Raw genomic sequence first — 15,241 nt, forward strand, 5'->3', positions numbered from 1 at the left:
ATGTCTCAGATTTTTGCGGAGGGATTCACGCAGTGGCAATGATGATTCTCCGTCATATGATGGAAAATACCCCGTATGAACAATTTCTCATCGAAGAAGTAGCAGATACGAATATTCCCGCTATGAAGCTATACCAGAAATTAAGGTTCCAAGTATACAGCCGGAAGCCCGTCCCTTTAAAGAGAGCTCAAAAAATTGGAATCAATCATTTTATATCGTTGAAATACGAAAAATCGCTCAAGGGATAGATGATCCTCTGAGCGATTTTTCGTATTTCCGCGCCGATCTCGTACGAACGCAAAAAAGAAAGCCACTCTTACGCGGACAGAAGGTTTTCCCTTCTCTTTTAGAGCCTCCTAAACGGCCTGCAGGGGCTTTCCAGTCACGGGAATCACTGCGCTTGTTACGGGATGACCCGAAACAGATGGGAATGCTGGATCCCATGAGAAGTTCAAGGACAACGGGAAGTTAGGGGAGGAATATACAATGCAGGCACTTCAAAACGTTTTTAACTATCAAGATAAACAGATTCGAGTAGTGGTAAAGGATGGCGAGGGGTGGAAAAACATCTGACAGAACCGGATGGAAGCATAACATCGACGTATTAAAAGCACCCAACAACAGGAAGCCTGATCAATGGAGTAAAGTACCTGATCGGATATTGACGGTAACGAGATAGATTGAAAAGGGTGCAAATAGAACAACAGCCAGCTCTGCAATTGATTGAACGATATAAAAATCCAAGCGTTTTGATTTATGCGGATCCACCGTATTTGTATCAACAAGGAGCAAACGTATGTACAGGAATGAGATGACGGATGCGGACCATATTGAATTGCTCGACGCATTAGACGAAAATCAGGGACCCGTGATACTAAGTGGTTACGATAATGATTTATACAACATTCGCCTAAAGCATTGGCGTAGGGAAGAAAAGAAAGTTTTGGCGGAAATGGGGCAAATCAGAACAGAAGTTATCTGGATCAATCCAGTGGCAGTGATCAAGTGGGGCTGCAGACCATCTTCTCGCTGCCCGGCATATAGCGGATGGATACTAAATGCTCATTATATAAAAAAGCCCATCCTATCTAAGGATGGACAAGGTTGAAGGAAAATTATTCAAACACCGGACGCAAGAAACTTCGCTCGTAACTGATGATGCACTTTGTTTGCTCTGCGAGTGAGAAGGCAAGTTGGCAATCTTCATCGACCAGTATTCTCTTTCGATAATCCTCATATTCTGCCAAACTAGGAAAACTAAATAAGGCATAAGCAATATTATTAGCACCTTCATGAGGAAGGAAATAGCCATGATGATGTCCGCCAAACTTGTTGACAAGAGGTATCCACATCTTTGCATATTCTTCAAAAACACTTACCTGATATGGATCAATAACATATTTCAAGTAACAAGTGACCATTTTTCCACTCCCTAATGGTTTTTCCTAAATCTTACTGTACATCAGTATTAGAAACAAGAAGGGATATGGTTTTACAAGCTGTGTATTTAAAAAGGACTTTTAATAAAAGTCTCGTGGATTTGAATCACATTCTATTTTTAAAGGCTTAAACCAATTTTTCAGGAATGTTCGTATATCTGAGACTGTGATAGCAACATCGCCTTTTTGAATATCGATGTATAGGCTATAGCCTCCATCAGATTTAGACTCAATTGGAATCAAGTCAATGAATTCGTTATAATCTTTTACTGCTTCGGTGGCTCTATCCATTTGTGGTTTTGTTACATCACTTACAATCATCAAAAACTGTCTCTTCAACAATACACCCCATTGTTTTTATTTTCATTATATCACAGTAATGAAAACCGGGTGGGAAACGACAAGTTGGCAACTTAGTGGGCTGCTGGTTGGCGACCTACCCGAAAGGAAATCAAAGACATTTTGTTAGCTGTAGAAAGTACGATGATGGCTAATGAAAGGGAGATCAAATTGCCGAAGTAATACGCAGTTCAAAACAAGGAGACTAAGTCGTTTCTGAAACATAACGGGAACTACAATCCGTGCGCCTATCCGTATGATGATGTGGAGAGTATCGAGGAAGCTACTCATTGGAGCGACTTCAGGCACGTTTCGTATGTATCTAGGTGTTACGCCGACAGCTTTTACAAGTGGCAGATTGTAGATGTGGACACAAGGGAAGTGTTGGAGCCGATGCGTGACAAGTGGTGGAGAAGATCAAAGAACAAACGCACTTCTTTGTCCTTAGTTACGCCGAGGACAATGAAAAGCACCTTGACAAGTAGACTTTGATGATGTGTCTGTCCAGAAGATCGGCACTGCGATGACGGTACAAGAAGCGATCTGTAACGCAGCACTGAAAGTGGTCACTTTAACAAAACGGTAATTGTAGAAAGTAGGAAATTCCCCAACCTGGTGAGAAAAATACCCCGGGATTAACCCGGGGGCCGTTGATGGTGGATTAGTTGATTTTCAACTGTTCCCAGGTAAACGAAACCGGATAAGAACCGTTTTCAAAGACTCCTACCTTTTGCCACATGTAGAACACCACTGTTTTATTTTGGTTATCGATCCCAATGTCGATTGTATACCTATAACCAGGAACTTCCCAGCGTTTGACTTCCTGATTGTTGGAATCAAATGCGACGACAACCAAAACAAGGTCATTCGATGAAGGGGTATACGACCAATACGTATACTCACCATACTTAACGATGACGTTTGCTTGGCTAATTGCAAGTCCAGCTGGTTGCAAAATTTGAGCAGGTCTGGCAATCAATTCATAGCTATTCCCGACTTATTCCCTACTAAATGTGAGGGTCTTCGTTCGAGCCTACACCGTGCAGGCGACTTTCATCGCACACGGCGTTCCATCAACGGATAAGAAAGAATGTTTTACAACGGGCAAATATAACGCTACGTCAATCAATCTAAATTGTCCGCTAACTAAAGTTATAACTTTCTGTGATTGTGTTATTAAAGAGCTGAGGTTAACAAAACACACGATTTGATAAATAGAGGGGCAGTTGCAGCGGGGGGGCGAGTCTTCAGTCTCGACGAAAAAATATCCCCCGGGTCCATCCCGAGGGCTGTTGATGGATAATTAATTGTTAGAAATATCCAATACCATTTCTTGCGTGTGTTTTGAATCAACAGAAATGAAAAATTTATACGTTCCTGCAGAAGGCATTGTGTAAGATCCTAAGTCAAAAATGATTAACTGTCCTTTATCAAGAGTAACATTAGGAATCGTAATTACGGAGCCATTAATTTTATCAGCACCAATTTCATTGCGACTAGAAGCAATGTAATACAAATCGGTTGCATCTGGAGTGAAAACATCATTCAAATCAAAAGTTAGAGTAGCGTTTCTTAATGGCTGGGTGGCGATAAATTTTGGCATAAGGTATTGGGAGGAGCCTGCAACGAAATGGTAGGGATATTGACCATTTAGATTGTCTTGCAAAATGAATATTGGATCAGTATAGCTATTCTCGACTTATTCCCTTCTCTTCGTGAGGGTTTTCGTTCGAGCCTACACCGTGCGGGCGACTTTCATCGCACACGGCGTTCCATCAACCGATAAGAAGGATTTTTACAACGGGCAAAATAAGCGTACTACAAATATGTCAATATTTACAGATTTTGATTTCAACATGATGGATCCAGGTGATGAGGGATTAACAAAATAATTGGTTTGTAAAGGAGAGGTTCGTGCATGACAGAAATCGTTTTAGAACTCGATGAAAACCAGCGCTTTTTGATTGAAGACCCTGACAGTGTCTCGGTGATTATGGTCGATCAGGTGACGATCCTTCCAGTAGCAAACCATATAATGTCGTACTGGACTTGCTAGAATTGTACTGGGATGATCCAGTTGCTCTCGTCGAGGTTATGTTGGGTATTGAACCAAGACGATTCCCGATCTTTTTATATTTGTAAAAAAGGAAGGATGGAGCTCTGCCCCATCCTTCCTTTTTTAACCTTGCCCCACAATCTTCTTCAAGCGTCCCACCAGCGGAATGACAATAACCGCTGCTACAACCACCTGCAAAACGTTCCCCGGAATGGAGCCAAACGGCTGGATCCAGTTCCCGTAAAGAATAACCTCAACAAAGTAGTAGCCCACGATTTTAATCACCAATGCAGCGGCAACTGCGAGTGCGTACACAAATACCCGGTTACCAGGCATCTTTTCGGCGATGAGGCCAGCTACATAGCCCATTGCACCCACGATTACGAAGGTAAACGGTGCCCATGCTGTCCATCCGGAGATAAGGTCAAAAAGGCCCATACCAAAAGCTCCAGCAATCGCTCCTGTTTTTCTGCCATACACAAAAGCTGCGATTAAAAGAGGCACGTTACCGAGATGAATGAGGCCACCGTTCCCCATGATCGGGAGTCGTAAATTGATAAACATGGTGGCTGCGAGAGTAAAAGCGATAAAAAGGGCGTTGATAACCAAGGTTTTCGTCTTTGATGCTTTTCTTGCTGAAAAAGTAGAATCCATATGATAGCCTCTTTCTTATTAATTTTACTATTATCATACTCACAATCAGCTACATAATAAATACACTTTGCACGATTTATTTGCCTAGGTAAATCATTCCAACGGGAGAGGTACGCTGGAGAAAGGCTAGGAAGCAGGTGCAGGACAGTAACAGATTTGGATATATTAGCTGATCCGCTGCTGGAAGGTGGTCCCACATATAGTCGAATCACGTTTTTGGAAAGTGTGCAAAAACATCTCATGGAATAGGAAAAACTCAAGCTGGAATTGGCTTGAGTTTTGTTTGTCGTGCTGGTTAGGCTTTTTTACCGTAAGCTTAGGCAAGTCTCTCCCCAAGCTGCTTCACTTTCTCCAGCCACTTCTTACGCTTTTCCTCCGCCGAGGCATTCACTCCACTAATCTCCGTAACCTTTACAGGCTTAATCCCGCAAAACTTCAAAATGTTGCGTTTCATCACGAGGTGTCCGGCTTGCCAGTAGATCAATCGGTTGTACCAAGATGGGGTATCCATGGTCACAATCAGATGCGCGGTTTTGCCCGTCAACAGCTTATCCCATAGTGGAGAGCCTTCCCGATATTTATAGGCGAATCCGGGTAATAAGACACGATCGAAAAATCCCTTCAAGATAGCGGGCATCGTGCCCCACCAGGTCGGATAGACAATGACCAGATGATCGGCCCAACGGATGAGCTCCTGCGCTTCTTTTAGGTCATCCTCCAGCTCCGTTCTTTTCCGATATCCGTACTTCAAGTTTGGGTCGAAAGCGATTTGGCTCAAGTCAATGGTGCGAATCTGTGCTGCTTTTCCTGTAGCTCCTTTCATATAGGCATGCGCCAACGCAGAGCAATAGCTCTCGGGATCTGGATGTCCGATGATAACGAGAATGTTCATTTTCATATCCCCCTGTAGAGTTGATTCCATAAGCGACAGATCGTGGTAAACTGAACTGTATTCAGCATATCGTGTGGAAGGAAACAGAGGAATGATCGAGAGCGCATAAATGTTGTGGATTTACGCAAAGGAGGTTCCGTACTTGGAAAATGCGCATGGGTTTGCGATTTCGATGGTTTATCCGATTATGAAGACAATTACTCACAAGAAGCTTGATTTTGAACGTTTTTGTGAGCATATTTCTTTCGATAGCAGCTTGCTAAAAGATGTAGAGGCGCGCATTGATGAAGCGGAGCTCGAGCGTTTGATGAAGGAAGCGGCCATTTACACGCAAGATGACCATCTCGGACTGCATCAAGGGCAGTTAACTGATATTGCCGATCTGGGCATTCTTGGCTATGTCATGATGCATTCGGAAAAAATCGTCGATGCATTGAAGGCTTATCAGCGGTATCACGTGATCCTTTGCAGCGGGTACGAGCTGGATTGGGAAGAGCGGGGGAACGATGTTTTCCTGCGGTTTCATAGACAAAGCCCTGGGAGCGTTTCTCGACATTGCATGGAGGACATGGTCAGCTCCTTGTACCATTTGATCGTCCGTATGAGCCATCGGTCTATTCCGTTACAGGCGATACAATTCACACATGACGCTACGACGGATATCGAACCTTATGTGAATGTGTTCGGGATGAAGCCTTACTTTGGTGAAGAAGAAAATGGGCTCTTGGTAGGCAAAGAAGTTTTGCAATACCCGATTCTGTATTCAGATGTCCGGCTGCGCAAAGCTTTTGAACCAATCGCGGAAGAAAGTAGAGAGAGGCTGATCAGGGGGCGGGAATTTTCGGACCGTGTGTTTCAATGGATGATGGGATGTATGCCTGCGGCTTTCCCGACCTTACAGCAGACTGCCGCTGCTTTTCATATGAGTACGAGATCCCTGCAAGTGAAACTAAAGGCAGAGGACACTTCCTATCATGAATTGTCCACGAATGTCCGCAAAGAAATGGCAATGGGGTATTTACAGCAAGCGGAGCATTCCATTGGAGAGATTGCCTACCTGCTGCATTTTTCAGATCCAAGCGCCTTTCAAAATGCTTTCAAGAAATGGACGGGGCTGACACCGGGACAATATCGGATCAGTCGCCAAGCACTTGCCATGTAACCTCATGTGGAACACGCTGTGTAAGCGTGTTTTTTTGTTGTGGACCCTCTTTGTTTGACAAATTGGAAAATGATGGTGTACACTTTTTTATTCCGACCGTACAGTATAAATAAACGAGGTAAGATCATGCCCAAATTAGGAATGGAACCAAAGCGCCGAGCAGATGTCATCAATGCGACCCTTACTTGTACTAGCAATCACGGGATTGATGGCATGACGCTGGATAAGGTGGCGGAGTATGCGGACTGCTCAAAAGGTGTCGTCACGTATTATTTTAAGAATAAGGATAATTTGACGAGTGAAGCCTTTCAGGCATTCTTGGCCTATTATGGCTTGAAAATCGAAGCTGACATTGAGAACACCATGACCGCCCAGGAAATGATGGATGTTACGCTTGCTCATATCTTGCCGCCATACGTGAACGACAAGGAAAAACGGATCAATGTTTCGCAGCTGGATGGCATCGCTGAGATGTACATCCCGCATGAAGATCAAGCAAGACTCTTTGTCCAATTCTTCTCCAGAGCCGCATTAGACCCCAAGCTGCAAGAAGTAGTTGCGAATAGTTATATGAGAGATTTGCAGGGCATCACCAAGATTTTTGAATACGGCAAGCAAACCGGGCTTATGTCTGTAGAGGATTCACAAAACGCTGCCTACGGACTCATGGCGATGGTTGTGGGCTTGAGCTTCTTTCGAGTGGCGAGGGTTTCGCCAGCAAACGGTGAAGACAACCGATATATTTGTGAGGACTTTGTAAGGCAGATGACCAATAGAAGGTGAGGAGGGTACACATGAATATTACAAAGATAGAAGCTGGCGGGAAAAATATTGCCATTGTGAGTAGTAGCGAGGTAATTATAGAGGATGTGCAGTCCGCATTGGATCTGATTGCAACAGTACACTATCAAGCAGACAGTGAGCGTATCATTCTCAACAAATCATTGCTCAACGAAAGCTTTTTCGATTTGAAAACACGCCTTGCTGGCGAAATCCTTCAGAAGTTCATCAATTATCGGGTGAAAGTGGCAATTGTAGGAGATTTTTCGGTGTACACAAGTAAAAGTCTAAAAGACTTCATCTATGAATCCAACAAGGGAAACGACATCTTTTTCTTGCCGACCGAAGAGCAGGCGATCGAGAAGTTAAGCCAGGTGAAATAGAGATGGAGCGACCGTCCACCATGGTGAGCATCCCAGCAGGGCATATCGAATTACGGGACGATCGGATCAAGGCGATATGGACAACCGGGGTGAACGCTTTTTTACTCGCACCGGTTCCTGTTACGAATGCGTTATACTTCTCGCTTGTACAAAAAGCAGCTGGACCGAGTGACCACCCAGAGGCTCCTGTCGTGAATGTCTCGTGGAACGATGCGATTTCGTTTTGCAATCTGCTTTCTCAGCAAGCAGGTCTCACGGAATGCTACTCGATAAGTGAAGATGGTGAGCGTGTTAGTTGGAACGAGGAAGCGGATGGCTATCGTCTGCCGACAGAGGCGGAATGGCAGTACGCTTGCAAAGCAGGGACGGGCGGTTATCGGTACGGCGAACTGGATGAGATCGCATGGTACCAAGGGAATGCTGAGGGTACAGTACATGCGGTAGGACAAAAGCTGCCGAATGCGTGGGGGCTCTACGACATGTTGGGGAATGTTTGGGAGTGGTGCTGGGACCTTTACGATGTAAACGTCTACGGCTCCTACCGAATTTTTCGCGGTGGCAGTTGGGCGGAAGAGGCCAGAGGATGTGGGGCGACGTGCCGCAGACGCAGTCACCCCACGTTTCGAATAGATGATCTCGGTTTTCGTCTTGCCAGGGGGGTTGCAAAATCCAAATAAATCCGTTACATTGAATTTAGTTAGATAATCTAATTATAGTCAAGGTGGATTATGAGCAGAAAAAACAAGTGTGAGCAAACATCCGATCAATTGCCAAAGCTTGGTATTCAGCCATATTTGCATCTGATGGAAAAAACAGCTCTGCAAAATACGGATCGCAAATTGGCTCATTTGGGGCTACTGATGCTATGGCTGGGGGATAACGCCATAGACGTCATTGATTTGAATTTGGAGAAATTCGGCATAACGGAGTGTAAATGGGACGTATTGCTGTTGCTTACGTTACATGAAGACAGAGAACTTATCACTCCCTCTTCGCTTGCAGACAGGCTGGGTATTCGGCGTGCTTCTGTTACAGCTTTGCTGGACTGGCTGGAAAAAAGGCACTGGATCATCAGGGAGCAAAGCACGCTGGATGGTCGCAAGATTCATGTCAAAATCACGCAAGAAGGCAGAGAATTAGTAACCAGCGTACTGCCAGTTTTTTGGTCTGCTTGCTCCTCCATCATGAGCGAATTAGAAGAGGAAGAACGGATGCTGTTGGAAAAAATCTTGATGAAGTTAAATAACAGCATGGAAGAGAAACTGGGGGTGGGAAGATAAGATCATATTTTTTTGTGAATATAATTAGATAATCTAACTATAATCTGTGTAAAAATTTGAAAAAGAGGTGTGCGATGTTACAGCGAAACTACTCACTCATGACGGCAATCCTCTGCTGGTCTGGAATCGTCGTCATGTCGAGCTTATACGTTACGATTCCCCTTATGACCATATTTGCCGATCTTTTCAGTATTACGTTGACACAGGCTGCAGCAGTAGGCAGCGCATTTTCGGTTGGGTTTGCCATAGGGTGCCTGATTTATGGACCGCTGTCCGAAAAGTATGGCCGCAAGAACGTTATTGTGATCGGGATGATTGCCCTGGCTCTCTTTTCTTTGTTGCTTGGTAGTGCAAATGATTTCGTATGGATCATTGTACTCAGGGGCTTGCAAGGTGCTGCCGCTGCTACGTTCTCGCCTGTTGCACTCGCCTATGCGGTGGAAATGTTCCCTGTGGCAAAGCGGGTAACGGCAATCGGATTTATCAGCACAGGATTTTTGGCGGCAGGAATCATTGGTCAAGTGATCAGTACCGTAATGAGTCAACAATTCAGTTGGCACGCCGTATTCTATATGCTTGCCGCTATCTATTTCGTGACGCTGCTCGTGGTGATGAGGTGGCTGCCAAAAGAAGAGAGTCCCCTTGCTACCGTTAATATGTGGGAGCCGATTAAGCGAATTCCCTCCCTGTTCAAACAAAAAAATATCGTCTTGGGCTACATAATCGCTCTTGTATTGCTTATGTCATTTGTTAATATGTATACGGTCTTGGGCAGTTATTTGGCGGGATCTGATTTTGGGCTTAGCAACAAGGAGATTCTGCTTGTTCGAACGATTGGTATAGTGGGCATGCTTATTTCTCCGCTGGCGGGCGGGCTGGCAAAACGGTTTGGCTTACGTACCGTGCTACGCTTCGGATTAGGTCTGGCAGTGATCAGTATGGCTTCCCTCGGTCTAATATCTAACTTGTCTCTTTTGATCGGTACGAGTGTGCTTTTCGTTGCCGGAATTGCGCTATCTGTTCCTTCCGTGATCACGCTTATTGGACAGCTAGGGGGCAAATCGCGGGGAATTGCGGTTTCGGTTTATACGTTTATCCTGTTTTCGGGAACAAGTCTTGGGCCGATATTGTCCATCCGTTTTATGAATGTTGGCAGCTATGAACTTACTTTTGTCTTGCTTGCAATCGTACTAGGAATTGGCTTGTTGGCTGCATGCCTGATTCGCAGTGATTCCGCGGTTGAAAGCAGTAGCACAAAACCTCCTTCGCCACTAGCTTAGTGGTTGAGGAGGTTTTGTTGTATAAACGATGGCTGCTATCGATTATTTTGTTGATTCAGCAAGCGTTCTCGCTGCTTATGCATGGCAATGAAAACGGCAAACACGAGAAGCAGACATCCTGTGAACAGAAACCCTTCCTCGATGGAGAAGGGCAGCCAACCTAACAGGCCTGAGCCGACGACCACACCGAGAGAGAAAAAGGCGTATAAGTAACCGTGTGCTTTCCCCCGCAATTCTTGCGGCGTCGATTGAATGAGCATCGTATTGACAGAAGGAAACAAGAGAGCAAAGCCTATCCCATATAGTCCTAACATGCAATACAGGGCCAATGTCGTGTTGGATTGACCAATAAGCAACTGACTCACACCCATGAACCCAATTCCGATGGACATCGTTTTGGAAGGGGCCACGCGATCAAAAATCTGGTTGGTCGGAAGGACAAAAAGCAAGACAGCAATCATCCCAAAAGTGCTCATTAATGTACCGCTTAATTTCGAATCGTATCCAAGCGATTGCACATGCAAGGGCAAAAGGTAAGCGATCACACCTTGTGAAAACATGAGCAAAAAGGCACCGCCGTAAGCTTTGATAATCCCAGCATTGAAGATCAAGGCTGAGGTCGGAATGTCCTTCTTAAGCTTCTCTTTCTTGCAGGCCTTAGTGGATCGCAGAAAAATGACGGACAGGATGGCTAGGAAAAAGCCCATAACAGCGACACATGTAAAGACAAAAGGCACGGAGGTTTTGCTTGCCATAATCCCGCTGAATGCAGGTCCGATAATCGCCGCGAGTCCCACAAAGGTACCGGTGAAAGCAACCTTTCGTCCTTGCTGCTCATGTGAAGTGTTATTCGCAGAGAAAGTGAAAGCAGCAGGAACGATCAAACCGGCGACAAATCCGTGAATGATTCGCACGATAACTAACAGAAACGGCTGATCGACAATGTGATACAGCAGCAAGGCACAGCTCGATAAAACCAATCCGATCAACAGTGGCTTGGATGGCCCAACCTTATCTGTCAGCATGCCTGAGATAATATTGCCAAAGGTATTGGCTAACGAATACAGACCGATGACAAAGCCTATCACAAATGAGCTGGCGCCTACGGAAGCAGCAAATGTACTCATGACCGGCAGTTGCGAGAACAAATCAAAGAACGAGAAAAAAACGATGCCGTATACGAGCACGGCATTGTTAAACGGCTTCAGAGGATACATATCCTGTGCCGTTTTCAGTCTGCGATCCAGAAAGAAGTTCCCAAACGGTACAAAAGCGGCGAGTAACGCAGCAAGAGGCCAGAGCAGGCTCCATCTCACGCGAATGGCCGCATAGAGTATCGCCAGAGCATACAAGCAAAAAATCCCGCCGTGAATACTTCCTGTGATGGTTACAGCTTTGTCTAAGCCCCACACGTATTTCAAGGGCATCGCGATGCCCATCAATACTAATAAGGAAAGGCCATCGAGTAGGCCTGTAAGACGTAAAAAGTAAATTGGATGTACCCGCACTTGTGACTCTCCTCATTTTTTATGAAGTGATGCCTCTATCCTAACATTTTTTTTGATGAAGAAAGTGAACAAATTCGGGTCATTCCTGTGTCGATATCATGAGGGTGGTGTATTTCTTTTGACGTGTTCTTAACTGTAATCTTCAATCAGGGAGACTTTTCCTTCTTTCATCATAAAAATCGATTTCCCTTTTAATTGGAGTGTATCTCCAGCCTTAAGTCCGTTTGGCAAATCAATCGCGAGTATTCCTTCATAATCAATTTGAACTTCTGCTCTGTCATCCATCACGAGGCAGGCGAGAATGGTCTGACGCCGACTCGAGAAAATTTTCGCAGACTTTTCAGCTAGCTCTCTAAACACTTCTATTCCTTTTGTTTCTGTGTCCAGTTGTCCCTTGGAATAATTCCTGAAAACAATATCCGTATGCAAGTGTCTCACTATACCTTCGACATCAAATGAATTGTAGGCCTGCACATAATTTTCAACGATTCCTTTTACCTCTTCATTCGTCATGGTCATGCTCCTCCTCAGGGAATCAACGACTTGGTCTTCCGTTTATGAGTGACATTTTATTGGCGATTGTTTACAATTTACATAAGTTTTTAAAGGGATTTCAAGTCATTTATTTTCATTTGTTACGCGATTTTTGGTATTCGTGAAAGTTCTTGCTAACAAACTTGATTGGCGAGGTGTCCCGATGAAGAAGCAAAATACCGAATCACCCAAAATTGTTGGTCAAACGGCAGCGACAGGCTTCCAGGTAGGTGTACGCAGGACGATGCCCATTACCCCGGAACAGGCATGGGCGTTTTTAACCTCGTCCGAAGGGGTGAAGTTATGGCTTGGACATGTACCGAGCCTTACCTTTAGCGAGGGGGAGGCCTTTACTTCCAGCGATGGAATATCGGGTCAATTTCGTGTTGTGAAGCCATTTCGGCAGTTTCGGTTGAAGTGGTCGATAAAGGAATGGGAAAAGCCGTCCACATTGCAAATCCGGCTGATATCCGACAAGCCTGACCGAACGACCATTAGTTTTCATCAAGAGAATTTGGATGACATGAACACAAGGGAGCAAATGAAGCTTCATTGGGAAGAAGTTCTGAATGAAATCAGGCAAAATGTCTCCATGATGGAAAGTGAATAAGCTTATAAACTGCACCTCTCGTTTCTATGTTTCACAATGGGGTGCAGTTTTTTTGTGATCCCTCATGATGAAAATACAAACATATTTTCCTGTTGCTGGTATAATCGAGAGAAATATATAAAACAGGGTGAGATGATGAAATGTTCTCTTTTCATAAAATCAGCAACAATGCTAGCAATCATGGGCTGTTTTTTTTCCAGCGTACCAACGATGAATGAAAAAACTGGTATCGTGACAACTGCATTTGCAGCGGAACCTGCTTCTTATCTTACAAAGGAACAGGCTATCTCACTCATGAAAAAGATACCTATCGATACAAAGGGTTACGTTGTGGAAGATATCTATCTTAACGATACAGTCGCTTTTGGTCAAAACGGAGCGGTTTGGACGAGCTATTGGGTCAAAGATAAAGACGGGAATGAAAGTCTATTCATAGATATAGACGCAACAACAGGCAAATTGGTCCGGTTTGCAAAATCTACAGTTGATAAGCCAAAAGAAACGGCTGTGAACATCATTTCAGAAAAAGAGGCTTTGAAAAAGGCAGAAGCATTCGTAAATACAGTTGCCTCTGAAGTGCAAGGGCATATTTCCAAGGCAAATGAATATCAGGTTGACGATTCCCTTCCTCCGCAGGTAATGGATCATGTTTTTCATTTTGTTCGCGTAGAAAATGACATTCCATTCTTGGAGAACTATCTTCAGGTAATCGTCGATTCTCAAGGTGAAATCGGTTCTTACAGTCGCCAATGGTACAATGGAGAGTTGCCATCTCCTGTTCCAGCCATATCAGCGGAGGAGGCAAATAGACGGTGGGACGAGGCGGTAAAGCCAGCCCTTCATTATGTGTATACAGGGGAGCAGATCGGAAAATATGGATTGCCCCATAGAAAAATGATTTTGGCATATGCTTACGATGAAAAAGCATCGGTCTTCATCGATGCGATGACGGATCAACCCATGACGATTTTGGGGGAGAGTAGTCAGCAGTCGCGAATCCCACTAGGAACATCAACCAAAACGTTGGGCAAGGAACGAAAAAGGCTGATGGATGATGAAAAGAGAGAGAAAGCCGACGAGATTGCACGTACGATGTTCCAAGCTATACCTGATCGTCAAACAAAGGTTGGGGGCAGTACTGCGATATCATGGAATGGATTTGGGGAGGTTAGCTCCAATAGTGCAAAGTCTTTTTATTATGCTCGTCCAGCCCAAGGAAAAGAAAAGGAAATGAAGTTCCAGTTAGGGATGGATGATTACGGAGAGGTTACGATTTTTTCGGTGGAGGAAGAACATTCTGAAATAGAGAGTCGAATCTATCCCAATCCCATTCCTTACGAAAAAGCACAAGTAGATGCAACCGATTTTATGAAGAAACTCTATCCTGATCGACAAGGAGAGCTGTATGCGATCCATCTTCCGCCAACAGAAGAGAGCAAGAAATGGCTGTTTCAGCGAAATGGCGGCTACTACATTACTTTTGGTTGGTTAAAGCAAGGAATACCTGTCCAAGGCCTCGAAACGGGGGTAATCGTAGATCCTGTAAATGGAGAGGTAAAGGGGATGCACACTTTTCCAGCCTATCAACCATTCGAGATGATTCAGGTACAAAAACCTAGAATCGATGAACAAAAAGCAAAGCAGGTAGAAAAGGAAAACAAGGAGCTTCGACTCACCTATTTCATGCCATATCCAGAATGGCGACAGGGAACCTATCTGGTTAGTCGTGAGCCAAAGCTGGTTTACAGAATGGTAGGAGACGATGGTGTGGTTGATGCGGATTCTGGAGAATGGGTGAGCTATACGGCTTACAAGCAGTCAAAAATTCCAGAGGATATTGCTGCGCACCCTCACTATTTGGCGCTTTTGTACGCTGTGAAAGACGGTTATTTTCCTGTAACAAACAGCAATCTTGATCCTGATCAGCCTGTTACCCGTGGAGAGTTTCTACGCATTGTGCTCAAAGCCCAGGAGTCCTACGACTTCTTTCCAGACTATTATGGAGTAGCGGGGGAGGAGCAATTTTTTACGGATATCGATAAAGGTCATCCCCTCTATGAAATCGTGAAAGATTCGATAGAAAGAGGTTTGATACAAGCTACCACCAACAATAAGCAATTCGATCCAGATCGCAATGTCACAAATGCGGAAGCAAAAGAGATGATTTCCAGGCTGCTACAAAGGAGTGGAGAAAAGAATGGAGCTCTTTCAATTGCCGGGCAGCCTACTAAGATTTTGACAAAGGCTGATGTAGCTCGTTTATTAATGGAATTGAAATTCTATTCGAGAAGCACAGAGTAAAAGAGTAGGGATGCAGTTTGCTT

At 44.5% G+C, this 15,241-nt stretch carries 19 protein-coding genes; 11 read left to right on the plus strand and 8 right to left on the minus strand.

Annotated elements, in window-relative coordinates; all coding sequences use genetic code 11:
* Window positions 1–689: 689 nt before the first annotated feature.
* Window positions 690–815 carry a hypothetical protein gene (locus FO446_RS29005; RefSeq protein WP_330873245.1) on the plus strand — a complete coding sequence of 42 codons (126 nt, stop codon included), beginning with the start codon at window positions 690–692 and terminating at the stop codon, window positions 813–815.
* Window positions 797–1,108, plus strand: coding sequence for a hypothetical protein (locus tag FO446_RS07435; RefSeq protein ID WP_237900262.1), 312 nt, complete (start codon window positions 797–799; stop codon window positions 1,106–1,108). The genes FO446_RS29005 and FO446_RS07435 overlap by 19 nt, the downstream gene beginning before the upstream one ends.
* A 7-nt stretch (window positions 1,109–1,115) precedes the next feature.
* Here the strand turns inward: FO446_RS07435 and FO446_RS07440 are convergent, their stop codons facing one another.
* The 4 genes from FO446_RS07440 to FO446_RS07455 form a co-directional block, all read right to left on the minus strand.
* The gene (locus tag FO446_RS07440; protein WP_173608843.1) at window positions 1,116–1,421 is read right to left on the minus strand and encodes an NIPSNAP family protein; all 306 of its coding nucleotides are present in this window, start codon (window positions 1,419–1,421) and stop codon (window positions 1,116–1,118) included.
* Window positions 1,422–1,520: 99 nt separating this feature from the next.
* Window positions 1,521–1,760 carry a hypothetical protein gene (locus FO446_RS07445; protein WP_173608842.1) on the minus strand — a complete coding sequence of 80 codons (240 nt, stop codon included), beginning with the start codon at window positions 1,758–1,760 and terminating at the stop codon, window positions 1,521–1,523.
* Window positions 1,761–2,439: 679 nt separating this feature from the next.
* A complete protein-coding gene (locus FO446_RS07450) occupies window positions 2,440–2,757 on the minus strand; it encodes a hypothetical protein (RefSeq protein ID WP_007717182.1) in 318 nt (105 codons plus the stop codon).
* Window positions 2,758–3,081: 324 nt separating this feature from the next.
* Window positions 3,082–3,444 (minus strand): hypothetical protein, encoded by a 363-nt coding sequence (locus FO446_RS07455; RefSeq protein ID WP_217366948.1) that lies wholly within the window; start codon window positions 3,442–3,444, stop codon window positions 3,082–3,084.
* Window positions 3,445–3,696: 252 nt separating this feature from the next.
* On the opposite strand from FO446_RS07455, the gene FO446_RS07460 reads away from it, so the two are divergent.
* A complete protein-coding gene (locus tag FO446_RS07460; RefSeq protein WP_173608840.1) occupies window positions 3,697–3,834 on the plus strand; it encodes a hypothetical protein in 138 nt (45 codons plus the stop codon).
* A gap of 123 nt (window positions 3,835–3,957) precedes the next feature.
* Here the strand turns inward: FO446_RS07460 and FO446_RS07465 are convergent, their stop codons facing one another.
* Together FO446_RS07465 and FO446_RS07470 are read right to left on the minus strand one after the other, a co-directional pair.
* Entirely contained in the window at window positions 3,958–4,488 is a 531-nt protein-coding gene (locus FO446_RS07465; RefSeq protein ID WP_173608839.1) for an ECF transporter S component, read from the minus strand.
* A 316-nt stretch (window positions 4,489–4,804) separates the two neighbouring features.
* Window positions 4,805–5,380, minus strand: coding sequence for an NAD(P)H-dependent oxidoreductase (locus tag FO446_RS07470; RefSeq protein ID WP_173608838.1), 576 nt, complete (start codon window positions 5,378–5,380; stop codon window positions 4,805–4,807).
* A gap of 142 nt (window positions 5,381–5,522) precedes the next feature.
* Here FO446_RS07470 and FO446_RS07475 point away from each other — a divergent pair, with 142 nt between their 5' ends.
* From FO446_RS07475 to FO446_RS07500, 6 genes are all read left to right on the plus strand, one after another.
* Entirely contained in the window at window positions 5,523–6,542 is a 1,020-nt protein-coding gene (locus tag FO446_RS07475; RefSeq protein ID WP_173608837.1) for an AraC family transcriptional regulator, read from the plus strand.
* Between the two features lie 126 nt (window positions 6,543–6,668).
* Window positions 6,669–7,325, plus strand: a complete 657-nt coding sequence (locus FO446_RS07480; protein WP_237900264.1) for a TetR/AcrR family transcriptional regulator — start codon at window positions 6,669–6,671, stop codon at window positions 7,323–7,325.
* 11 nt (window positions 7,326–7,336) lie between these two features.
* Complete coding sequence (locus FO446_RS07485) at window positions 7,337–7,705, plus strand: DUF4180 domain-containing protein (protein ID WP_221867576.1); 369 nt, start codon at window positions 7,337–7,339, stop codon at window positions 7,703–7,705.
* A gap of 2 nt (window positions 7,706–7,707) precedes the next feature.
* Window positions 7,708–8,382 carry a formylglycine-generating enzyme family protein gene (locus FO446_RS07490; RefSeq protein WP_237900267.1) on the plus strand — a complete coding sequence of 225 codons (675 nt, stop codon included), beginning with the start codon at window positions 7,708–7,710 and terminating at the stop codon, window positions 8,380–8,382.
* A 51-nt stretch (window positions 8,383–8,433) separates the two neighbouring features.
* Entirely contained in the window at window positions 8,434–8,985 is a 552-nt protein-coding gene (locus FO446_RS07495) for a MarR family winged helix-turn-helix transcriptional regulator (protein ID WP_237900269.1), read from the plus strand.
* 74 nt (window positions 8,986–9,059) lie between these two features.
* A complete protein-coding gene (locus FO446_RS07500; protein WP_237900272.1) occupies window positions 9,060–10,265 on the plus strand; it encodes an MFS transporter in 1,206 nt (401 codons plus the stop codon).
* Between the two features lie 35 nt (window positions 10,266–10,300).
* Here FO446_RS07500 and FO446_RS07505 read toward each other — a convergent pair whose 3' ends face one another.
* Together FO446_RS07505 and FO446_RS07510 are read right to left on the minus strand one after the other, a co-directional pair.
* The gene (locus tag FO446_RS07505; protein ID WP_173608831.1) at window positions 10,301–11,773 is read right to left on the minus strand and encodes an MFS transporter; all 1,473 of its coding nucleotides are present in this window, start codon (window positions 11,771–11,773) and stop codon (window positions 10,301–10,303) included.
* A gap of 129 nt (window positions 11,774–11,902) precedes the next feature.
* Window positions 11,903–12,286: a nuclear transport factor 2 family protein gene (locus FO446_RS07510; protein ID WP_237900274.1), complete on the minus strand. Its 384-nt coding sequence runs from the start codon at window positions 12,284–12,286 to the stop codon at window positions 11,903–11,905.
* 184 nt (window positions 12,287–12,470) lie between these two features.
* Here FO446_RS07510 and FO446_RS07515 point away from each other — a divergent pair, with 184 nt between their 5' ends.
* Complete coding sequence (locus FO446_RS07515; RefSeq protein WP_221867580.1) at window positions 12,471–12,917, plus strand: SRPBCC family protein; 447 nt, start codon at window positions 12,471–12,473, stop codon at window positions 12,915–12,917.
* Window positions 12,918–13,127: 210 nt separating this feature from the next.
* A complete protein-coding gene (locus FO446_RS07520; RefSeq protein ID WP_237900275.1) occupies window positions 13,128–15,218 on the plus strand; it encodes an S-layer homology domain-containing protein in 2,091 nt (696 codons plus the stop codon).
* Window positions 15,219–15,241: the final 23 nt, after the last annotated feature.

The sequence above is a fragment of the Brevibacillus brevis genome (genome assembly GCF_022026395.1).
Taxonomy (GTDB): Bacteria; Bacillota; Bacilli; order Brevibacillales; family Brevibacillaceae; genus Brevibacillus.